The sequence below is a fragment of the Aureimonas ureilytica DSM 18598 = NBRC 106430 genome (assembly GCF_000382705.1).
GTDB classification, from domain to species: domain Bacteria; phylum Pseudomonadota; class Alphaproteobacteria; order Rhizobiales; family Rhizobiaceae; genus Aureimonas; species Aureimonas ureilytica.
In genome coordinates this window covers 1-20,168 of sequence record NZ_ARQE01000018.1, presented here as the reverse complement: position 1 = coordinate 20,168, position 20,168 = coordinate 1, and the positions used below count along the sequence as shown (strand labels likewise).

The window sequence follows — 20,168 nt, the reverse complement described above, 5'->3', positions numbered from 1 at the left end:
AAGGGGCGGCCCCGAGGCCGCCCCTAATCGTCGTCATCGTCCGAGGCCCCGCCGCTGCCGAACAGCATCGTCATGGCGCGGTCAGCCGCTTCGTTGAACTCTTCGTCCGTCTGATCTTTCGGAGGAGGATCGGGAACCTTGAAGCCGTTCAAGCGGAGCTGAAAGCGCCGCTCCTCTTCAATGTTCTCGCGTGCCGTATCGATCGCCACCCGGAGGCGGCAGAGGTCGCACGTCATGATCTCCGTATCGGACCAGTTCGGCAGCGAGGTCAGGGCGGCCCTATAGATGGACCGCCACAGCTCTTCAGGGGTTATGCCCCGTGGCCGTTTCCCTCGCCGTCGCCGCCGTTATCGTCGGCGCCGCTGCCCTCGCCGTCGTCCCCCGGCTTGCGACCGCCATTGTTCAAGAGCCCCAAAAAATCGACAAGCGGCTCCGACAGCTTCGTCATGCCGGCCTTCCAGACCGCTTCGTGAAGGTCCTTCGTGGAGATGTTCTTGGCGGTGATGATGCCCGCCTTCACGACGGCCTGATAGGTGCCGAGATCGCGCTTCATCAGCCCGTCGAAAGCGCTCGACAGACCGCCGAACGTCGCCGACAGCGACGTGGCCGCCTGGAGACTGGGGCGCAGGATATGCTCTTCGCCGTTGAGCGTGATCGACACGTCGCCGGACAGCTTCTCATGGAGAGACATGGGACATTCCTTCGGGTTCGGGATGGGTGCTTCGGGCTGGGGAAATGGAGGGCGACGGCGCGCCCGAATTCACGCCGCCGCCCCTTCGTCGCTCGCGAGCGATCGGGGTTAGGCAGGCATTTCCGTGACGGGCTTGTCGTCCAGCTCCAGCGTGATCTGGAGCTTCTGCGCGTCGTTCGAGCCGCCGAGTTCGTTGGAATTCGACATCACGTAGGCCGGGAAGTAATCGACCCGCCACTTGCCCTTGCCGATCGGCCGCTCGACCTTGATGTTGAAGCGATCGTCGGACTCGACGGCAGCTTCCACGGCGATCTGACCCGGATCGTTCGGCTGATAGTCGGCCGCGATGTTCATCGAACCGTAGTTGGTCGAGCCTTTGGCCTTCTTGGTCACGCCGCTGTTGACATGATCCGACGTGATGAGCTGGCGCGATGCACCGTAGGCACCGATGTTCGTCAAGCCGTCGATAAGGATGTAGGCCGTATCAGCCTTATACTTGGCAAGGGTCGGTTCATCGTCGGCCACAACGCCGATCGAGACCTTGGCTTTAGCCGTTTTGACAATGCGGCCCATGGCCGTCACTCCTTCGTTTCAGGCAACAAAAAAGCCGCCTGAGAGGCGGCCGTGGATGCTCGCGGCTTGAGCGCGAGAACGGGAGCGGCGAACCGCTAGAGGGTCGAGGTCGCCCCGCCCGGCTGGTCGCCCGTGGCGGGCTTGGTCGGGGTGCGGTTGCGCGGCGAGGTCTCGGGAGGTTCCGCCGGCTTTTCCGGCTCGGCCGGGATCGCTTCGGCGGCATCGTCCTCGGCCAACGCGATCAGCCCGGCGCGCAGCTTGGCTTGGACATGCGGGTTATCCGCCGACACGTCGAAGTCGTCGGTTTCGCCGATCGCCAAATCCTTCGATCCGCCCTTGGTCGGAATGACCTGATGCGTGTCGCTCGTGTTCGTCAGCCGGGTCATGGCCCCGCCTCCTCTTGTTGAAACTGGAATTCATACGGAACGGCGAACGACAACCGAAAGAACGCATCGGTTTCGTTGCCGTCATCCACGACGGGCGAGCCCGGCGCGAAACACACGACATCGCCGAACTCTTCACCCCGGAAGATCTGGGCGATCTGTTCGGCCCATTCCGGCCCCGATCCCAGCCCGTCGCCTTTCGGCACGGACAGGACGAAGCGGAAGGCACCTTCCTCCATCCACCACTGTCCGCCGGGCGCGCCGACCGTCGCCGGGGCCGAGCTGGAGAACGGGAACTGGAGAACCACGAAGGCCTTGAGGGTGCGATCGGGTCCGGGCTTGCTGTTCACTGGAACGATCGGGCAAGCCGCCTCTTGGAAGCCGGCCTTGAAGCGTTCGGTGACGGCCTGGATCACGGCAGGATGCGCCATCAGTAGGGCCTCACGAAAATGGTAGGTTGCCGGCGCCGCCACTCGTCCAAAGCCGCCGCTTTCAGCTTTCGCCGCCCCGGCTTTGCGCCAGTCTTGTCCGCCCATTTGTCGAGCTGCGCGGCACCGACCAAGGGGAAGAACCCGAACTTGATCTTGGCGACGTTGCCGAACTTCCGGGCCGCCACGGTCGCGACCGCCTCGAACACACCGTCAGGGGCCTTGGGGCTCCAGCCGTATTCGATACGCCGCGCGTAGGGCTGAACGTTCGAGAACGAATAGACCTTGCCGTCCGGCAACGGCCCCTCGCCCGAGAACGGCTCCCCGTCCACGTAGAGCACATGGCTCTTGGCGTACCGGCCGCTGGCAGTGGGGCTGGACTTCACGAGCATATCGCCGATCCAGTCCAGCACCTCGCGCAGGAGATCGAACCGGGCAACGATCACGCCTTCCGGCTTGACCGAGGTCAGCGCCGCGCCCTCGCGCCCGTCCACGATCTGGCGATGACGCGCCAACTCGCCGTCTCGCCCGTTCGCGATCTTCGCTTCCGTGATCTTCTCCAGCGCGAAGGCCGCGAGCTTTTCGGACCGGCGGCGCTCGCTGAGGTGCGCCGATAGCGATAGCTCCAGATCGCGGAACACAGGCGAAACTCGTGCCGCCATCACCGCCCCCCTGCCGTCGCTTCGTAGGCGACCAACACGCCGTCCACGCGTCGCTTCTGATCGTCCACGGTGTTGATGTAGAGTTCCGTGCCGTCGATCAGCGCATGGTCGCCCTCGCGCAGCGGTTCGGCCCAGGTCACGTCCGGCGCATAGACGATCAGCTTGCGCTGCCCCTCCTGGACGCCGCCGACGATCTCGGCCTCGGAGAACCCAACCACCCGCCCCCGCGCCAAGCAGTCCGCCTCGCCCTTGCGGCGAAGGGTGATGCGCTGGCCGGTCAGATTGCGTTGGTAGGCGGATTTCATGCGGCGCGCTCGCGGCGTCATGGCACGTTCCCCCGGCGAAACGGCTTCAGGAGATCGGCGATCATCCGCGCGTTCGCGATCCCCATCTGTTCGGGGCTGTTGAACGCGGTTGTCGCCACACCCTCCACTGTCTCGCTGCGGATGCGCCCGTCTTCCGTATTCGCCCGAAAACGATGGGCGACATCGAGAAGGATCGCTTGCCGGATCGCGGCGGGAACGTCCTCAGGGTTCGCACCATAGCCCGCCGTGAAGGTGACCCGTAGAATGGAGGTGGTAGAGACGCCGACCTTACCCTTGACCCGCACGAATGGGCCAATCGCGTCTTCGTCGAGAACCAGATCGGCAGGGGTCCCGGCGCTACCCCACCCGAACACCTCCCCCGAAGCCTGCGAGACATCGGGAAACGGCAGTCGGTAGAGATTGCGGCAGTCCGGGGCATAGTCCCGGCGCCAGACTTGGCTGATGAGCGCCCGCCCCAAGCTGCCACGGTAGCCGTCGAGGCGATCCGTCGCGGCTTCGATTTCGAGCGCCAGCAAGTCGTCTGCCTCGCCAGCCTCAATACGACAGGCACGCGCGGCTTCTTGAACGGAAACCGGCAACAGGGCTGGCTTGGAAACCCGGATGGGCGGGCGCAGCATTGGTTAGCCTTCCTTCACTTCGTCCGTCGTCTGACCGGCGAGCGCCTTCGCGACAGCCTCGGCACCCGACAGCGTCGGATCGTTGAAATCGATCTTGTTCTGATCCGCCGTCGTCGCCGCGCGCGGGTCGTTATCGACTGCAGGATGGGACGGATCGACATCAGGGACGATCTGTACGGGCGCGCCCGAGGGGTCGAACTCGCTGGCAGGCGCCACGCCGGTATCGGATTTGCTCTTCGTGACCATAAAGGCCTCCACATGAAAAAGGCCGACGCGTTAGCGCCGGCCTGTTGCAGGAACGTCCTTCCCCGCCCTTAGGAGGCGGAGACCTTACCGGCGCGCATGGGCTCGGGGTTGAAGACACCGCCGCCGACACGCTTGGTCGTGTAGAAGCCGACGAAGGGTTTGTTCGTCAGCTCGTCACGCAGCACGAGGATGCCGCGACGATCGACCACGACATAGGTCGCGGCCATGTCGCCATAGAGGTAGGGGATCGCCCCGGCCGCCACGTCGGGCATGTCGGGCACTTCCACGATCGCCTCGCCGACCAGAGTGGACGGGACGCCCGCCGCATAGCTCGGTTGCCAGAGGTAGTTGCCCTGCCCATCCTTGAACTTGCGGGCGGAAGAGACCGTCTGCCGGTTCATGTAGAACTTGGCGTTCGGGCGGAAGGCGGACGGCACGTCCTGGACGATCGAAATGAAGCTGTCCGCAGAGAGCTTCGCAGCATCGCCGGTCACCACAGCCTTGATGGCGCCGAACGGATGCTTGGCAGCGTTCGGCCCGCCCGTGACGTATGTCAGGATGCCAAACGGCTTGTTGACCCCATCGCCGGCGATGAAGGCGACACCTTCCTGCCGCGAGAATTCCGTCTCGACTTCGCCGCCGAGCCAGTCTTCCAGATTGACTTCCGAGTCTTCGAGAATGGTGCGCGTGACGAAGGGAAACGCGTACATTTCGCCGGTTGCGAAGTCGAGAACCGACAGGGTCGGCGTGGTCGTCGCCGGGCGCGATGCGGTCTCGCCGACCCAGCCCGAGCCGACATTCCGGTCGCTATAGAGCTTGCGGAAGCCCGCCCCGGTGATCGGCTGGACGAACGCGTTCTGGCGGATCGGCGAGATTTCCTTGAGCCGCAACGTGATGCTGCGATCCCATTCCACCGGCGCGAGATAACCGCCATCGGGGTTCGAACCGGCCGTCATGGCAGCGCGAGGGCCTTCACGGTTCGCCGCCCGCAGACCAGCTTCATCCGTGCCGTGACGCATGAAGGCGTTCCAGCGATCGGTATAAGCTTGATCCTGCGGGCGATCGTTACCGTCGCCGGGCGAGCCGAGCGTGCCAGCGGCGAGCTTGGCGTTGATCTCGTCCAGCGCGGCCTGGAAGTTGCCCACGGCGGCGTCGATGCGCGTGACCTTTTCGTCAACGACGACATCGGCCTTGGCCTTCAGGGCCGCGTCGTTGGCTTCTTTGAAAGCCTCGAAGGACTTCTTCAGCTCGGCCAGAATGACCTTGGGATCGGAGGCGTCGGCGCGCACGCCGAGACCCGAGATGGCACGAGGAACAGGCATGGCAGTTGCGAGGGCGAAAGAGCCCGGAGCGATATGTTTCATGGCGGTTGCCCTTATGAGAAACGGAAGGTCAGGAGATCGGCCGGGAGACCCGACCATTCATCGCCAGCGCCGGGCGTGGCTTCGAGGGCAGCGTCAGGCGTACCCTTGATCTTCTTGATGCGCTCGCGCGCCTGCGTCCGGGTCGAACCGGCCGACACGAGCTGCAATTCGAGGGCGCGCAGTTCGTTGACCTGCCGGTCGTTCGACTGCGCGCCTTCGTCTGTCTTCATGGCGTCGGCGGGCAAAAGAGCGTCGGCAAAGCCCCGCTCGATCGCCTGACTGCCGGACATGTATGTTTCGGCATCCATCCACTTCGCGACGGATGCGGCGTCCTGCCCGGTGCGGGCCGCGTAGAGGTCCACCATCGCTTGATCGAACGGCGCCAGCCATTCGGCAGTCTCGGCCATGTCATGACGGTTGCCGACCGCGAGAACCCAGCAATTGTGGATCATCAGGAACGACGCGGCCCCGATCTCGATATGGTCGCCGGCCATGGCAATGATGGAGGCGGCGGACGCCGCCATGCCCATGACCTTGACCGTCACGGGCTGGGGATGCTCGCGAAGCACATTGAAGATCGCGATGCCCTCGAACATGTCGCCGCCGGGCGAATTGATCTGGACTTCCACCGGCCTGTCGCCGATCGCGCGGAGCTGCGAGGTGATCCGCTTGGCCGTCACGCCGCCGCCCGACCAGTAATCCTCGCCGATCACGTCGAACATGGTGATGACGTTGTCGTTCGTGGCGACGGCCCGGATGCCGGCGGCGTCCCTTCCCCATTCGTCAAAAACGGCGGGCTTCGTGAAGGCGTGAACATCCTGCCGGATGGGCAGAGGCAGCGCAGCCGGGCGCGCCTTCGCCATCACTCGCGGGCGAGTGCGAAACTTGCTCATGATCCCAATCCTTAAGGGTCGATCTGCGGCCCGCCGTTGTGGCCCATCATCGGATGCGGGGGCGCATCCCGGTTCGGCAGGTCCAGAACGCTCCGAACCTCGTCAACATGCATCCAGGGCTGATGGCCGCCGGAGCCCAGCGCCTTCGCCAGATACTCGCCCTGGTCTTTGATCGAGCCGCGCAGGAGCGCCGCCGGATTGAACTTGGCGGCGTACCGCCCGCGATCAGCGCCCACCAGCAGCACCCGGTCGATGGCTTGCTGCCAAGCCTCGAACCATGGGTTCAAGCCGTACTGGACGAAGAACTGCCCGAGCGCATCGATCCCCGAGCCCCAGCTCGTTTCATCGATCATCAGGAGCGGCCGAGGGACACCGAACACGCGGGCAATCTCTTCGATTTGCCGCCCGCGCAGCTCGTTCGACTGCGCATCCTTCGCCGAGGTGCCATGCACGTTCAGCTTCGTGCCGCCTTCCAGGACCGGCGTTTTGCCCGCATTCTCCGCACCGGCATATTGCTCGTTCCACGAAGCCACGAGGCGTTCATAGGCTTCCTGCGACATCTCTCCGGGCGTTTCCAGCGTCGCACCAACGAAGCTGCCGTTTCGAAACAGCCGCCGGATCGCAAGATCGGCGTCGAGAGCCAGGCGCACCGCATCCCGCGCTTGCCGAAGCATCGACACGCCCACGATGCCGTCGAGAGATGGGCCGCGAAGGTGCAACATGTCCGAAGCGGGGATCGTCTGACGGCCGCCCTTCGGCGGCTGGTACTCGTAGACCATCTCCCAGGCATCGGAGAGTTTGGCCGTCACCCGGTCGGGATCGAGCGGGATCAGGCGGATCGGCTTTCGCCGTCCACCTTGCCTGAGGTCACGAGACCAGACGATCTGCGCATAGGCGTTGCCCTTGGTCAGGGCTCGGAGCTGCAACAGACAGCGGAACTCATAAGCCGTTTGCCAGCCGTTCGGCTCGCTATGCAGGAGAGCGAAAAGCGGGTGATCCGTGGCCTTCTCTTTGGTCTCCTCATCGATCAGATGAAGCGGCAACATGCCAATCGTCGTTGAGATCAGCATCACGCATCGGAACACGGCCGGGTTTCGCAACGCCTGTTCGACGTTCACTTCACCCTCACCCCAGAGCCATGCGCCACCCCGAAGGGTTTCCATGACAACAGGGTCCGCCACGAAGGGGGCAGCTTCGGCCTTCGGCCCGCCGCCGAAAAGGCGCTGGAAGATACCCATTACACCATCCGTATTCCTCGGGTTTCATAAGGCGAGCTGCGAGCCGCCTGCGGGTTCAAGCTCATCACCGCCACGGCGTTGAACATCGCCATGGCCGGGTCGATCTTCGCGTCGCCCGCGTTCTGTTTTGTCGCCCGGATCGCGGTCGCGGTCGGTTCGATCCGAAGGTTGCCGACGCACCAGTTCATCAGGTCACCGCCAGCATGGAAGAACGTCCCGTTCACGAGCTTGCGCTCGGCCGTCTTGATCGCGTTCATCAGGCCGAAGCCTTGGGACACACCCACGAGGTTCTTGGCCTCCTGCGTGACGCCGATCTCGGCTAGCGCGTCCACTAGTCCGCCGAGGCCCGCCGGATCGACCGCAACGGAAGCGAGAATGCCGCCATCCTTCACGCGCTGGACGATGGCGACGATCGCCGCGAGATCGGCGAGCTCGTCGCCGACGATCGTCAGCTCTTTCGCTCGCTCGAAGCCCTCCAAGAGGGTGGCGATCTGTTTGCGGCGCTTCAGCACGCCCTTGTGGCACCATGCATGGGACCACGAGAGCCAGTGTTTGGTCTCGCGATCCCGCCCGACAACCGTCAAGCCGAACAGATCGTCCAGGCCGCCGCCGTCGATGCCGATCGCCGCGACCTCGCAGCGCGAGATCAGTTGGTCCAGCGTCAGCGCAGTCCCACGTTCGGCCCAGAAGTCCGCGCCGGCCCAGCGGTCCGTGCGCATGTTCGTGCTGATCTCGACATTCAGGTGTTTGGCGAGGAAGACGTTTCGGGTCTCGGCGCCCTTCTCCATCTCCTTGCGCAGCTCGTCTTCCAACCATTCTTCGCTTACGGAGTGCCCAAGGTTCGGGTTCGTCACGTAGAAGTTGGCCGGGTCGAGGAAGGCTTCCGCCTCCACCATGGCGCGGGGGAATTCGTAGATGATCGGCAGGAACTTCCGATCTTCGATCTCGCCGTCTCGCACCTTCCGGGCATAGTCCAGCTTGTCCTTGAACACCCCTGCCGGCGGCTCGTCGCTCTGGGTCGTAATGTGGATCAGGAAGCCTTCCGACCTGGACACCATGCCGCCCGTCGCCTCGCGCAGCATCGCGTCGGCACGGGCGCTCTTGCCCAGCTCCCAGGTCTCGTCCACGAGGATGAAACCGGCCTTCTTGCCGACCACCGTTTTCTTGTCGGCCGCCACCACCTTCAGCGCGGCCCGCGTCTTCAGATGCGTGATCGTCTTCAGATGGTCCTGAATGAGCAGGAACCCGCGCTCGGCGGAATGCAGCTCCTGGTCGATCCGAACCATCTCGGCGGCTGGCGTGAAGGCGTTGTTGGCCGCTTCGATCGTCGGGGCGAGGATCAGCAGCTCGTTCGCCATCCGCCAGTTGCGAATGAGCGCCGTCAGCATGATCCCGGCCGCCACCGTCGATTTGCCGTTCTTCTTGGACACGCAGATGAAGAACTCGCGGATCAGGCGGATGCCATCCGGGCTCTGCGCGCCGAAGATCGCGGCCACGATGTCGAACACCCAGGGCTCGCCGATCTCGCCAAAGGTCGGGCACCCCGGCACGTCCACGACGCGCAGGGATTTGAACACGTCGAGGGCCGCTTCCGCCTTGTCTGGGAACAGCGGCGGCGAGGTGATGAGGGATTGCCCGGCGACGATGCGCTCTTCCCAATCGGGACATGCCGTCGTCCAGTCCATCGTTCACCTATTGCATGTGGCGCCGGGGCGGCGCGGGCACCGCAAACCGCCCTTGGCTGGTCTGCGCGTCCGCGTTCGCCTGCCGCTGCTCTTTCTTCCCAAGGGGCTTGGATTTCTCTTCCTCGGCCTCGCGCGGCTTGAACCGCGCCGCATCGGCCGCAACCATCATGTCGTTGCGCTCCACCACCTTGCGCAGCTCTTTGATGGCGCCGACGTTGCCGGCGTTCACGCCTTCGAACAGCTTTTCCACGATGCGCAGGTCCATCCGGTCGCGCGCCATCTCGCGTGTCTTCAGTTCGGCCGCGTAGGCCTTGCGGAGCGTGGGCAGGCTTAAGCCCATGCCGTTCGCGATCCGCTCATTGCTCCAGCCGAGCGCCAGCCCGATCAGAACCTTGTCGCGGCTTGCTCGCGTCGGCACATGCGCGGGCCGACCCCGCCGGCCATGACCGGGCGGGATGGGATCGCCGAAGAGATCGACGTCATGGGACATGCCGAGCCTCCCCGAAAACAAATCGCTGAAAACTGAGGGCGGGAACGCTGAAAGCCCTGTAACGCAGGGGTTTCAGAGCGGCGCAGGCCCGACTCGGCCCCGAATTTTCGGCCCGCCGGAAATAAAAAGTCCGGGTGTAAGCCCCTGAGACGGTGGACCCCCCAGACGGCCAAACTTTGCATTCCCCCCCACCTCGCTCTATCAAGCAGGGCCAGTTGGGCAGCAAACGGAGTCGCGTAGACAATGCCCCGCTGGAGCACGAGCGCCGCCGAACTCGATAAGTCTCATGCCGTGATGGATGGCATCGTGCTGTCGCTTGCAGGCACGCTCCAAGTCGTTGAGATCAATGGGCATACGACTGTCGGCAAAGTAGCATCTCTGTTCGCTCAGTTGAGCGAAGGCAAAACCAGCCGTGTGGCCCATTTCCTGCTGAAATATGATGGTGGCGAGCGTTGGATTGATGCGCTGGACGTTGTCTCCGTTACGAAACTTCCCAATACCGCCGTCTGGCCCTGATTGTTCGAACTTACCGAGCAGGTTTTCCCGTTCGCGCGCCGCCTTATTGCCGTGACACGCTGCGCAAAGACCGACGAGGTTCGAACGCTCCAGCGGTGCGCCTCCGCCCTCAGCCGGACATCTCGATATCGCACAAAGCTATCGGCATCAGACGTCATGGCCATCTCGTGCCACATCCTTTGATGGATGAGTCAGATTGCACGAAGCGGCCTCCTGCGACGGGAAAGCGTGAGGATGGAGATCGATCAGGTCGCGAATGAGTTGGTCGCGACAGATCAGGAATGGAAGATAGCAGGCATCGCCGTGTGCAGGATCGTAGCGCTCCAGGGCATGCACGAGATCGACGGCCTGTTCAGGATTGAGGCGCTCAACGCGGAATAATTCAACCGCCACCACCAGATCAACGAGTGCAGTCGTGGAATTCGTATCAAGTGTCATGAGGACGCCATTCATTCGACTGGCATTCTCAAATAGCCCGATAGATGCAGTTCTTTAGGCCTTCCCCGTAGAACGGGGCGCATTTCTAGGGAGGCGTCAAACTAATCGAGCGAAACGAAGCCGGAACCCGTCCGACCCTGTCGTTCCAACCTAACCGCTGCCGTCTTCTTGCCATGGCACACTGCGCATAGGCCGATGAGGTTCGACCGCTCCAACGGCGCGCCTCCATCCTGAAGCTCGATGATGTGATCGACGTAGATGCGCGTATCCGTCTTGCCGCACCGCTGGCACGTCCGCTTGCAGGCGCGTTGCACCTCCAGTCGGATCGCCTTCCAAGCCGCCGACCCGTAGAAGTCGAGTGTCGGCTTGGCGGAACGGACCATCGCATCGCCCCGGATGGCGACAACAGAGCGGGTGGAAAGGGTGCGCAGGGTCGGACGCAATGTTGGCAATCTCGCCATAGCATCCTCCAGATACACAAAAACCCCGCGAGCGCTTCCGCTCCGGGGTCAGTCTTCCTTAGCATGGATACCTACGTCAAATTCCAGTCGCACGTCAAGCGGCCTTGAAAGGCTCCCCGCTGGCGCCTGTGGATGGACGAACGTCCAGCACGCGAGGCGATGGATCGCCCTCCTGACCTTCCCACGGCCATAGGGGAACGCAGCACGAGACATCGAACCGGGCGAGCTTCCCTCGCAGTTCGCGAGCCAGATGATGCAGCGCCAGCGCCCAGGCCTGATACTCGATACGAGCCGCCACCAGTAGCGACGGGCAAGGCGAGAGGTAGTGCTTGCGATAGGCGCCCGCGTAAGGCCGCCGACCCTTGATGTTAAACCCATCAACCTCGCGAGGACGCGCCACCTCGCCCGCCCTCGCCTCATTCACGACCCGGAACCATGCCGGCTTGCCGTTCGCGCCCAGAACAGGGCGGCGTTCGATCCGCCCGTGATCGCGCCAGGGTAGCCCCCGATCCGCCCAAGCCTGCCGGATCACCAGAGCGGCAAGCCGATCCCCCTTCGGAATGGCGATGTCCCAACCGTTCCTGTGCGCGCCCTCGCGCTCCGCATCGGTCAGCACGAGGTCCGTGATCTCGGCCAGATCGCCAAGGGCATCCCATCCGTCCGGCATCGCGATCGTCCAGTCTTCGAAGCCGAGAACCGTCTCATTCACGAGGATCGCATCCGGGTCCGGGTAGACCAAAGGCCGATCGTCCGGGGCCGGGCCAGACGTGTCCACCCGAACCCCTAGGACGGCAAGGCGAGCGATCGTGTCCCAGGTCGAGGCCGAGGGAACCGAAATGCGCTCGAACCCCTCACGGAAGTCCTCCAGCTTCGGCATCTCCTCCCGGTAGGTCCATGCCAGCAAGGCCCTGATTTCAATCGGCTTACGGTTCACGGAAGGGGTTTCCTATGGTGGTTTGAATGGAGGGTATGGAGGAGAAATGGAGAAGGATGGAGGATGATGGGAAAGGCGGTTTGTCGTGTATTTCCGGTGACTTACTCGCCGTCATGGTGAGGCTGGAGGTTTGATGCGCTTCGCGCTCGCCTGTCGCCCGCAGCGCCTATGTGCGCTCATCGCGCCTATACGCGAGACCGGCCCCAGACCATCCAGCGCCTTGCAGCGCAGGGCTTTGCGCTCGCTCCACTGTCCTCCTGACTTATCCATGGTCCTCCATGTCCTCCATTACGTGCGGTAGGCAGAGCTTTCCCGTTCCCTCAATCGAGGGTTCGGGCGTGTCCAAAATTCGCGATCCCCTGCGCCTGGAGGGGCTACGGCGGTCTTGGCATCGTCAGTGTCTCCGTGATGGCATCAGACTGGCCGTATGCGGGCTCTGGCGCGGCGCGAGGCTGATACGGGCGCATCGCTAGCCCTGCGCCTCGTCAGGGCCGCCATAGCCCTCCGGGTAGTCGTCCGCGTCCTCTGGCTCGGCCGTGCGAGTCGGGCGCACCGGGACGTTCTCCAGGCGGATGCCGACATAGCGCCGCCCGTGCATGTCATCGACGCGCTCGAACTTCTTGCCCATGATCGAACCGAACTTCACGCCGGAGATCGGCTTGACGGCCGAGTCGAGAGCCCAGGCCACATAGGCGTCGTACAGCTCGCGGGCGCGCACGAACGAGGCCGGGTCCACCACGACGCAGCGGTTCACGAAGGCCGACGAATAGTCCATCTCCGCGCGATACTTCTGCGTCTCCTGGACGACATCGTCCGGGATCACGAGCCCTTCGCGCAGGTAGATCAACGCGCCTTCGATCAGCCAATTGAGAATGCCGGAATGCTCCGGCGCGAACTCGCCCACGACCTCTTCGAAGTTGCGTTGCCGCCCGTCCGCGATCGTGATGGGCCAGCGAATGACGGTCATGCGGCGCCAGATGCCGTTATCGGTGCCCGTGATCTTCGGGTAGCCGTTGCCCGACATGTGCGCCGTGAAGATCGGCAGGAAGTCGAAATACCCCGAGAACAGGTCGCGCACCGGGATCGCCTCGCCGCCCGTCAGGCGCTTCACCAGATCCTCGCGAAGCGGATCGCCCTCCGGCAGCTCCGTCACGCGCAGGAAGCGGCGGCCATAGAGGCGAGCAAGATCGGGCGAGGCCTGCCCGCTCTGCCCCGCGCCGCCCGTGAAGCTTTCCGCTGGCAGCGTCACCGCGTTGCCGCCGAGCACCCGGCAGATGACCTCCAGGGCGACGGACTTGCCGTTCGCGCCGTGGCCGTAGTGGAAGAACAGCTTCTGAACGGTGATGCCGAGCAGGCCGAGGCCGAATGCGACCTGGAGCAGCTTACGCTTGGCCGGGTCGGGCATGAACTCTTCGAGGAAGGCGAGCCAGAGCGGGCACGTCGCCGCCGCCTTGTGGGCTGTGGGAATGGTCGAGGTGATATAGTCCTCGCGGGAATGGCCCGCCCTCACCTTCACCTTCGCCATCTTCACCGTGATCGTGTCCGGCGCGTCCTCCGGCGCGTCGTCGCGCTCGAGGTCGGGATTGACGATCTTTTCCGGGCCGTTGCGGAAAGTGAGCGTGTGGCCCTTCACCGCGACCTTGTAGTGGTTCGCGTCGAACTCGTCCGGCCCGCGCATCAGGAGCGGCGCGGCGCATTCGAGCATCGCTTTCAGCTTGCCGAGGTTCTTGGACGACACGCCGAACTTGATGCGGCTGGCGCACCGATCCATGAAGCGCTGTTCGATCTTCTCGGCGAGCTGGATGCGGCGCGTGTCCTCCGGGGTCCGCTCGGCCTCTTCCTTCTCGCGCGCTTCCCTCGCCTTGTAGATGACCTTCATTTCGGCATCGGTCATCATCAGATGATCGGCTTCTTCCGCGATCCGATCGCCAAGGAGCTGCGCCAGGGCGAGCGCGGCGGTGTTGCCGGTTTCGATGTCCCAGTTCGTGCCGTTCCAGACGCCATAGGCAGGCGCCCGGCTCTTGGCCTGTCGCATCACGGTAAGGTCGATCCCGAAATGCGCGATCAGCCGCTTGCCGTTGTCCGCGTCCGAATGGTCGCGATGGGCGCACCATTCCACGATCTCGTCATCCACGAGATCGGTGCGCTCGGCGCGCGGGATTTCGTCCGGCCGCGCCGGGGCGGCCGAGCCGTCCGCGTCGTCAGCCTCTTCGGTCTCCGGCTCCGGCACCATGGCCGGGCCGTGCTGGAGGCGCGTCGCGGCGACCAACTCGCGTAGATACGCGGCGTCGGGGCTGTCTTTCTTGGCCATGCTTACTGTCCGAAGGATGAGAGGGCGAGGATGTCGGCGAAGTCGGAGCCGCGCGGTGGCCAAGCAACGGTCACGAGCGCGCCGCTGGCTTCCAGCCGCGTTCGCGCCCGCGCCATGGCCGAGGCCGTGGCGTGAACTTCGCTATCGCCATCGGCGAGGAGGAGGATGTCTCGTGCGCCGGGCGGCGCCTGGAGAGCTTCGTCGGGCGCTTGTTCCGGCTTGGGCGTTGGGCTGCCGACCCACACCGGGCGCAGCACCCCGTTCCGATCCGCCTTTTTCAGCGTCGGGTGCGCAAAGCGCCCCTTGGCGTCGGCCGGGCCGGCGAGGTTGCCGAGGTCGCCGGCGCTCGCATAGATCGTGTCCGCGCGCGGCCCCTCCACGAGGGCGATCGCCAGCGTGTTTTCGATCCCCTCACCCACCACAAAGCGCGGCCGATGCGGGTCGGGCAGGATCAGCCCGTCCAGCTCGAAGAACCCGACGAGCGGGATCATGCCGCCTTTCTTCGTCCCGCGCATTTTCTTGCTCGGAAGCGGCTCGCCTTTGGGGTCTTTGGGGTCGATTATCAGTGGCCGGAACTTCGGCCGCCGGTCGAGATCGATCCAAGTGAGATGACAGCCGATCACATGACCGGAGGGCGCGACGAAGGGCGCGACCATGGCCGGGCGCGTGAACAGCTCCACGGGCACAGCGCGGGGATCGCGATCGTCTTTCCCGTGCCAGTAGGTTTCATTCGCGCTCGTGCGCAGGAACGGCGCGATCGGCAGCTCGTGCGCGTAGCAGTCCAGGCGCCGCGCCAGATAGACGACATGCTGCCCGTCCGGCTTGGCATAAAGCCATTTGCCGCGCGCTCTGGCTTGTTCGGCCGCGCGGAAGTCGTTCGCCTCGCGGTCCCGCTTGGCGGCGGCCTCTTCGTTCTGGCGCTTGCGCTCCGCGATACGAGCTTGCCGCTCGCGGCGCTCGTCTTCGCTCTCGGTCGAACCGTCCGGCACTGGACGGCCAAGCACGGCAGCGCAGGCCTCCAGAAAGTCGCCGGCACGGCTGGCGTCGAGGCCGAGAACATGCGCTGCCAGCCCGATCGCGTCACGGCCGCCAGCCGAGCCCCGGCAAACCCATGCGGGCTTGCCGGGATTGACGCCGAGGCGATCCGTGCCGCCGCAGGCCGGACAAGAGCCGATCAGCTCGCCGCGCGCGATCCGGTCACTGAGATGGGACAGCGGAAGGTTCGAAAGGGCGGCGGTCAGCTCGACGCCACGCGCCTCCTCCACGAAGAGATCGCGGGCACTGGACTGTGAGCCGGTCACGCGGGCTCACCGCAGATCAGGGCGCGCGGCACGAGCACGGCGGGCGCGTAGACGCGGCCGAAGCTCATACGCTCGCCACCGAACGCGCCGGGCAGGCGCATCAAGGCACCCGCCCAACCGTCGCACCAGTCGCTGTCATCGAACAGGCGGGACAGGACCGGGTGCGCCGCCGCCACGGCCACGAAGACCGAAGCCGGCGCAGGCCGCACCACGACGCCCATGGCGCGCAAGGGCCGCTGCATCGGATGCCCGAAGCCGGCGCAGCGGATCGCCGTGCCGATCGTCCCGTCCCCGATCGTCTCGGCCGCATCTACAACGCGCGATCCGAGCAGAAACGCGAGGCACCCTGCCCCGTCCTTTGCGGCGCGCTCAAACCGATCCGGCAGCGCGCCAGTGTTCGTCTTGCCCACGACGGTCAACGGCCTCCCCTCACTTGTGTCTTGATGCTTTTGAGATACGGGCGCTCGGCCAAGACATCGCCGGGGCGGCGCCACGAGCGGCGTCCCTCGCGTTGGGCGCGATCCTCGGCGCGATATTCCGAGGCGAGGCGATTGATGGCTTGGAAGACCCCCAAGCCTGCCGCTTCCGCCCGCTCCCAACGGTGCGCCATGTAGAGATCGTACAGCTCGGCACCGCGCAGCTTGCGGCGGTTGTTCCATGCCGCGCGGCAGCGAGCGTCGCAGAACCCGCGCGCCTGGACGCAAACGAGAAGCGGCGCGCCGCATTCCAAACAGGCGAGTACACGGCCCGTCACAGAAGCCTCGCCATGCCGTCCGCCGTGCGCTTGGCTACCTTGTCACGTTCGGCCTTGAGAAACGCGCGGACGCGCCCCACCGTGAGCGCTTCCGCTCCGGGGATCGTATCGAGAAACAGGAACCCGTCAGCGCCGCGCCACTCAGCCGCCGCGATGTCGCAGCCCGCCACGCCCTTGCGTGCCCAGGCGGCATTCATCGTTGCAACGATGTCGGCGATGAACGCCGAGGCATTCCCCTGCGGGTCCTTCATGCCATCGGCCGCTATGATCCGCAGGGCCGCCGTCATGCCCCGAACTCCACGGCGTCGAGAACATCGCTCGCCACCGCGATCAGCTCGCGCATTTCCCGTGCGACAGTGGCGCGGTCGAGCTGGTCAACCTTGCCGTCAGCCAGGGCGGCGAGGATCGCCAGCTTGCCTTCCGCGCCCTCTTTCGCGAGGCGCGCCACGTCTTCGATTGAGAGCGGGCGGCGCACCCGCTCCGGGTCCGTCTTGTGCCGCTCCACCATCCATTCGGACACGATCGGCCGTTGCGCGTGGCGCTCCAGGATCATCGTATCGCGGACGCTCATCCAGCGATCCGGGTCCGAGATCGAGGTTTGCGCGCTGATGGTGGATGGGCTCCGATGGCCGAGGAGAACCTTGGCCGCCACGCAGCCGCCGACAGCCTCGACGAGCGCGTGGCCGGTAGCCTTCAGAGCCTTCAGATCGGGGGCGAGGTCTTCCATCATCGCGCCGCAACCTGCGAAACGCGGACGCCGGATTTCCCATGACGCGAAGGAGCTGCTTGCGCACTATGCGGCAGAGCAAAATCGTTTGCCGTCACGTTGCCGTTGGTCAGGTCGTGAATACGGCGAAGCACATCGGGGCGCGGGAAGCGTGAATGCGCGAGATAGCGAGAGAGTGCCTGCCTGGTCACAAACAGCCGTCGCGCACATTCCGCGTCGCTTATGCCGGCAGTGGAGATCCAATCAGCAAGGGTCATGCCCCCTTATGTCACCAATACGGTGACGACACAATGGAGTGTCACCGTTTTGGAGGATCGCAGACGCTCCAAATTGGTGACAGGTTCGGCCCGCATGATAAGGGTCAGAAGCTTGTGACTAAGGGAAAATCTCCCAACGGAGTTCGCAGGGCGCTAGATGCGTCAGGCATCTCTCAGGCCGAGCTCGCACGTTTGACCGGCGAAAGCCGCCAGCAGATTGGCCGGATCGTCAATGAAGAACGAAAGCTGGCACTGCCTATGGCAACGAAAATCGCCATGGCTCTGTCGTGCGATGTTCGCGATCTCTTCCTACCCGATCAGCTCGTTACGCCCGCCGAAGCCACAGCGAACGAAGAAGCTGATCTGAGCGTGAGGAAGGCTCGCATTCTCGATGAGATTCGAGGCCTCAGCTTTGAGCGTCAGGCCGAGGTTCTTTCGGAAGCGCTTGCGACGATCGCTCGCGGCGCGCGAGGAGAGCCGGAAACTGAGCGCTAAAAGCGTCGAAGTCCTTCCCTGACATTCGCTCCAGCGCCTCAGCGAGGGCAAGAAGTCCCTCCGAAACATCGGCATCCCGACGCATCCTCTGTTCCACCCTATCAGTGCGACAGCCAGGTAATTCGTTTCTATCGGCACCGCTTGAGTTCGAAAGTGTCTCCGGAGATCGGGGAATGCCAAGTTAGAGCCCGAGTGCTCACGTCGAACAGCGCGACACGGTAGCCGTCGGAGAAGCTTACCAAATACGAATTACCATCGCGCTCGATACGCACGATCTTGAGCGTCTTACCGCCGGGTGGCGTGTAGGTCTTCTCCGTAAAGCGAAATGGCGATTGGCAGGACGCCGGCCCCCCGCTCCATTTACCGACGAACGGCGCTGCCGCCTCGACCGGACCTACAGCAACCATCATTGCCAAAGCGACCAGTCCGATTTGAAAGCGCATCATTCCGTTCTCCCTGCCGTTCCGCTGACTGGGCTAGCCGGCGCTGAATGAGAACAAAATAGGAACCAATCCGTTCAACAGTCAATCTGCTACCTCTGATTCTGGGGACTATTCCACAACCAGCTATTGAAGGTTCTACCCTCCCTGTAACTCTTTTGGTGACATCGCTTGAAATGTCACCATTTCGGTGACACTGTTGCCCATCCCATCGGATGGAGCACGATATGCCTACGAGCATCGCAAAAGTGGCCAGCCCCTCGCTGGTCACAATTCCTGACCACCTTCACGCATCCCTGCGCCGCCTCGCTGAGCGCGCCTACCGTCGCGGCCCGCGCGCCTCGCTCGGTTGGACTGCGAAAGACGGCGAGCCGATCCCGGCCGATCACGTCTCGCAGCTCGCGATCCGCAATCTCTGCAAGGTCCGCCCCACCGGTCGGAACCGCATCTTCGACCGCGCCGAGCTGACCGAGCTTGGCCGCGAAGTGGCCGAGATGGTCTCTCGCGCCAAGGCAAAGGGGTCGGCCGAATGAAGCCGAACCTACACCCCGAACAGGCGAAGGCGCTCTATCGCGAGATCGCGAACGACGCCGGCCCGCGCCCCTCTGCCGCCCCGGCCATCAGCTCGGCCCCGTCCGATGACGGCGGCCCGGTCTCCGACAACACGCTGGAGCTGGCGATCACGGGCTTTCTCGCCCTGGTCGGCTTCGTGGTCGTGATGGCCGCTTTTCGGAGCCTCGTCTGATGCGCGCCACCCTCACCGCCGAACTGCGCGAGACGGCGCGCATCGTCAGGCATTTCCTTCCCCTCGGCCGCGTCCTTCGCGCCTCGGCCGAGTTCGTTGCCGTCGCTGGTATGGTTGGCGCCGTCACCGTCTACGGCATCGCCAGCACGACGCCCGCCGCGAGCAGCTCGCTCATGATCGCGGAGGCGGCACGATGAAAGCCTATCAGGAAAAAACTGCCGACTGGCTGCGCCAGTGCTTCCCACCCGAGGCGGCGACCGACAATGAAGAGCGCTGCGACCGCTTCCTGGAAGAGGCGCTTGAGCTTGTCCAATCTTGCGGCCATCGCCCCGAGCGGGCGCACCGGCTCGTGGATTACGTCTACGGCCGACAGATCGGCGAGACCGGCCAGGAGCTGGGCGGCGTCATGGTGACGCTCGCCGCCTTGTCCAACGCCTTCGGGCTCGACATCGAGGCAGAGGCGTCGCGCGAGCTGGAGCGCGTCTGCGAGCCGGCGACGATGGAACGCATTCGCGCCAAGCAGGCCGCCAAGCCGAAGGGCTCGGCCCTGCCTGTCGCCTTCGTCGAGGACACGTTGCCCGAGCCCGACCGCCTCGCGCTCGGCCTCCTACGGCTTCTGGAAGGCCGCTCCCGGTCGCACATTATGGAAGCCCTCATGAAGGTGACGGCGGCCGTGATCTACCAAAGCTCCAAGAACGCGACCCGTGCGCTCGGCGAGGTCTCCGGGCACTTCGCGGATATGGAGGATCGGGTCAAGGCCTACTATTCCGGGCTACGGGAACAGCCCTTCGCCGCGCCGGTCCCGATTTCCGGCGAGGTCCGGCCCGAAGTCGCGGCCTTCGCCCTGCGCATGGAAGCGCGCCTGCGCGAGAACGACCACAAGCCCGGTTGGAAGAACGAGCACCCGCAATGGCTCACGGATCAGAGTACCCGCCACGCGGCCAAGCTCGCCCTCGCCATGGACCGGCTGTTGAACGACGGGGTGCGCAACCTCGACGCCAACCGCAACGCCGTCCCAACCGCCGCCGCCGATCTCGCGAACTTCGCGATGATGGTGGCCGATGTCGTGACAGCGGGCGGCCTCGCCGGCAAGGCCGAGGGAGAGGCCGCATGAACCGCGACCAGCTCACCCTTGCCCGTCAGGCCCTCGGCCTGCCCAACCCGCGCCGGCAGTCCTATGCGAACCACTTCGT

29 protein-coding genes are annotated in these 20,168 nt (G+C 64.6%); 6 read left to right on the top strand and 23 right to left on the bottom strand.

Going from position 1 to position 20,168, the window contains the following annotated elements; genetic code table 11:
• Positions 1–23: 23 nt before the first annotated feature.
• From B146_RS0122665 to B146_RS27150, 14 genes are all read right to left on the bottom strand, one after another.
• Entirely contained in the window at positions 24–236 is a 213-nt protein-coding gene (locus tag B146_RS0122665) for a hypothetical protein (protein WP_019998773.1), read from the bottom strand.
• 74 nt (positions 237–310) lie between these two features.
• Positions 311–691 (bottom strand): hypothetical protein, encoded by a 381-nt coding sequence (locus B146_RS0122660; protein WP_019998772.1) that lies wholly within the window; start codon positions 689–691, stop codon positions 311–313.
• Positions 692–799: 108 nt separating this feature from the next.
• A complete protein-coding gene (locus B146_RS0122655) occupies positions 800–1,264 on the bottom strand; it encodes a hypothetical protein (RefSeq protein ID WP_019998771.1) in 465 nt (154 codons plus the stop codon).
• A 95-nt stretch (positions 1,265–1,359) separates the two neighbouring features.
• The gene (locus B146_RS0122650; RefSeq protein ID WP_019998770.1) at positions 1,360–1,650 is read right to left on the bottom strand and encodes a hypothetical protein; all 291 of its coding nucleotides are present in this window, start codon (positions 1,648–1,650) and stop codon (positions 1,360–1,362) included.
• Entirely contained in the window at positions 1,647–2,063 is a 417-nt protein-coding gene (locus tag B146_RS0122645; RefSeq protein WP_155897676.1) for a hypothetical protein, read from the bottom strand. Before B146_RS0122645 ends, B146_RS0122650 begins: the two co-directional genes overlap by 4 nt.
• A 14-nt stretch (positions 2,064–2,077) precedes the next feature.
• Positions 2,078–2,716 carry a hypothetical protein gene (locus tag B146_RS27165; protein ID WP_155897675.1) on the bottom strand — a complete coding sequence of 213 codons (639 nt, stop codon included), beginning with the start codon at positions 2,714–2,716 and terminating at the stop codon, positions 2,078–2,080.
• Between the two features lie 20 nt (positions 2,717–2,736).
• Positions 2,737–3,063, bottom strand: coding sequence for a hypothetical protein (locus tag B146_RS0122635; protein WP_019998767.1), 327 nt, complete (start codon positions 3,061–3,063; stop codon positions 2,737–2,739).
• Complete coding sequence (locus B146_RS0122630; protein WP_019998766.1) at positions 3,060–3,680, bottom strand: head-tail connector protein; 621 nt, start codon at positions 3,678–3,680, stop codon at positions 3,060–3,062. Before B146_RS0122630 ends, B146_RS0122635 begins: the two co-directional genes overlap by 4 nt.
• A 3-nt stretch (positions 3,681–3,683) precedes the next feature.
• Positions 3,684–3,926, bottom strand: coding sequence for a hypothetical protein (locus B146_RS27160; RefSeq protein WP_019998765.1), 243 nt, complete (start codon positions 3,924–3,926; stop codon positions 3,684–3,686).
• A gap of 68 nt (positions 3,927–3,994) precedes the next feature.
• Positions 3,995–5,290: a phage major capsid protein gene (locus B146_RS0122620; protein ID WP_155897674.1), complete on the bottom strand. Its 1,296-nt coding sequence runs from the start codon at positions 5,288–5,290 to the stop codon at positions 3,995–3,997.
• Positions 5,291–5,301: 11 nt separating this feature from the next.
• Complete coding sequence (locus tag B146_RS0122615; RefSeq protein ID WP_155897673.1) at positions 5,302–6,183, bottom strand: head maturation protease, ClpP-related; 882 nt, start codon at positions 6,181–6,183, stop codon at positions 5,302–5,304.
• Positions 6,184–6,194: 11 nt separating this feature from the next.
• Positions 6,195–7,421, bottom strand: coding sequence for a phage portal protein (locus B146_RS27155; protein ID WP_019998762.1), 1,227 nt, complete (start codon positions 7,419–7,421; stop codon positions 6,195–6,197).
• A complete protein-coding gene (locus B146_RS0122605) occupies positions 7,421–9,106 on the bottom strand; it encodes a terminase large subunit (protein WP_019998761.1) in 1,686 nt (561 codons plus the stop codon). The genes B146_RS27155 and B146_RS0122605 overlap by 1 nt, the downstream gene beginning before the upstream one ends.
• Positions 9,107–9,113: 7 nt before the next feature.
• Positions 9,114–9,596 carry a hypothetical protein gene (locus B146_RS27150; protein ID WP_019998760.1) on the bottom strand — a complete coding sequence of 161 codons (483 nt, stop codon included), beginning with the start codon at positions 9,594–9,596 and terminating at the stop codon, positions 9,114–9,116.
• Between the two features lie 243 nt (positions 9,597–9,839).
• On the opposite strand from B146_RS27150, the gene B146_RS0122595 reads away from it, so the two are divergent.
• Positions 9,840–10,112: a hypothetical protein gene (locus B146_RS0122595; protein WP_019998759.1), complete on the top strand. Its 273-nt coding sequence runs from the start codon at positions 9,840–9,842 to the stop codon at positions 10,110–10,112.
• Between the two features lie 147 nt (positions 10,113–10,259).
• Here the strand turns inward: B146_RS0122595 and B146_RS29235 are convergent, their stop codons facing one another.
• The 8 genes from B146_RS29235 to B146_RS0122545 form a co-directional block, all read right to left on the bottom strand.
• Positions 10,260–10,550 (bottom strand): hypothetical protein, encoded by a 291-nt coding sequence (locus B146_RS29235; RefSeq protein WP_155897672.1) that lies wholly within the window; start codon positions 10,548–10,550, stop codon positions 10,260–10,262.
• 101 nt (positions 10,551–10,651) lie between these two features.
• Positions 10,652–11,011, bottom strand: a complete 360-nt coding sequence (locus B146_RS27145; protein ID WP_019998757.1) for an HNH endonuclease — start codon at positions 11,009–11,011, stop codon at positions 10,652–10,654.
• A gap of 94 nt (positions 11,012–11,105) precedes the next feature.
• Positions 11,106–11,945 (bottom strand): hypothetical protein, encoded by an 840-nt coding sequence (locus B146_RS28075; RefSeq protein WP_019998756.1) that lies wholly within the window; start codon positions 11,943–11,945, stop codon positions 11,106–11,108.
• 469 nt (positions 11,946–12,414) lie between these two features.
• Positions 12,415–14,256, bottom strand: coding sequence for a DNA primase family protein (locus B146_RS0122570; protein WP_026358867.1), 1,842 nt, complete (start codon positions 14,254–14,256; stop codon positions 12,415–12,417).
• A 2-nt stretch (positions 14,257–14,258) separates the two neighbouring features.
• The gene (locus B146_RS0122565; protein WP_026358866.1) at positions 14,259–15,557 is read right to left on the bottom strand and encodes a toprim domain-containing protein; all 1,299 of its coding nucleotides are present in this window, start codon (positions 15,555–15,557) and stop codon (positions 14,259–14,261) included.
• Positions 15,554–15,967 carry a hypothetical protein gene (locus B146_RS0122560; protein ID WP_244498261.1) on the bottom strand — a complete coding sequence of 138 codons (414 nt, stop codon included), beginning with the start codon at positions 15,965–15,967 and terminating at the stop codon, positions 15,554–15,556. Before B146_RS0122560 ends, B146_RS0122565 begins: the two co-directional genes overlap by 4 nt.
• Before the next feature lie 340 nt (positions 15,968–16,307).
• Positions 16,308–16,598 carry a hypothetical protein gene (locus B146_RS0122550; RefSeq protein ID WP_019998750.1) on the bottom strand — a complete coding sequence of 97 codons (291 nt, stop codon included), beginning with the start codon at positions 16,596–16,598 and terminating at the stop codon, positions 16,308–16,310.
• Positions 16,595–17,041, bottom strand: coding sequence for a hypothetical protein (locus tag B146_RS0122545; RefSeq protein ID WP_019998749.1), 447 nt, complete (start codon positions 17,039–17,041; stop codon positions 16,595–16,597). Before B146_RS0122545 ends, B146_RS0122550 begins: the two co-directional genes overlap by 4 nt.
• Positions 17,042–17,193: 152 nt before the next feature.
• Between B146_RS0122545 and B146_RS28700 the strand changes: the two genes are divergently transcribed.
• On the top strand, positions 17,194–17,790 hold the full coding sequence (locus B146_RS28700) for a helix-turn-helix transcriptional regulator (RefSeq protein ID WP_081631107.1): 597 nt from the start codon (positions 17,194–17,196) through the stop codon (positions 17,788–17,790).
• Positions 17,791–17,918: 128 nt separating this feature from the next.
• Here the strand turns inward: B146_RS28700 and B146_RS0122535 are convergent, their stop codons facing one another.
• Positions 17,919–18,236 (bottom strand): hypothetical protein, encoded by a 318-nt coding sequence (locus B146_RS0122535; protein WP_019998747.1) that lies wholly within the window; start codon positions 18,234–18,236, stop codon positions 17,919–17,921.
• 221 nt (positions 18,237–18,457) lie between these two features.
• Between B146_RS0122535 and B146_RS0122530 the strand changes: the two genes are divergently transcribed.
• Genes B146_RS0122530 through B146_RS29615 form a run of 4 tightly spaced genes read left to right on the top strand, consistent with a single transcriptional unit; the run spans position 18,458 to position 20,089 of the window.
• A complete protein-coding gene (locus tag B146_RS0122530; RefSeq protein ID WP_081631106.1) occupies positions 18,458–18,763 on the top strand; it encodes a hypothetical protein in 306 nt (101 codons plus the stop codon).
• Positions 18,760–18,975, top strand: coding sequence for a hypothetical protein (locus tag B146_RS0122525; protein ID WP_019998745.1), 216 nt, complete (start codon positions 18,760–18,762; stop codon positions 18,973–18,975). Before B146_RS0122530 ends, B146_RS0122525 begins: the two co-directional genes overlap by 4 nt.
• The gene (locus B146_RS0122520; RefSeq protein WP_019998744.1) at positions 18,975–19,172 is read left to right on the top strand and encodes a hypothetical protein; all 198 of its coding nucleotides are present in this window, start codon (positions 18,975–18,977) and stop codon (positions 19,170–19,172) included. The genes B146_RS0122525 and B146_RS0122520 overlap by 1 nt, the downstream gene beginning before the upstream one ends.
• Positions 19,169–20,089, top strand: coding sequence for a hypothetical protein (locus tag B146_RS29615; RefSeq protein WP_019998743.1), 921 nt, complete (start codon positions 19,169–19,171; stop codon positions 20,087–20,089). The genes B146_RS0122520 and B146_RS29615 overlap by 4 nt, the downstream gene beginning before the upstream one ends.
• Positions 20,090–20,168: the final 79 nt, after the last annotated feature.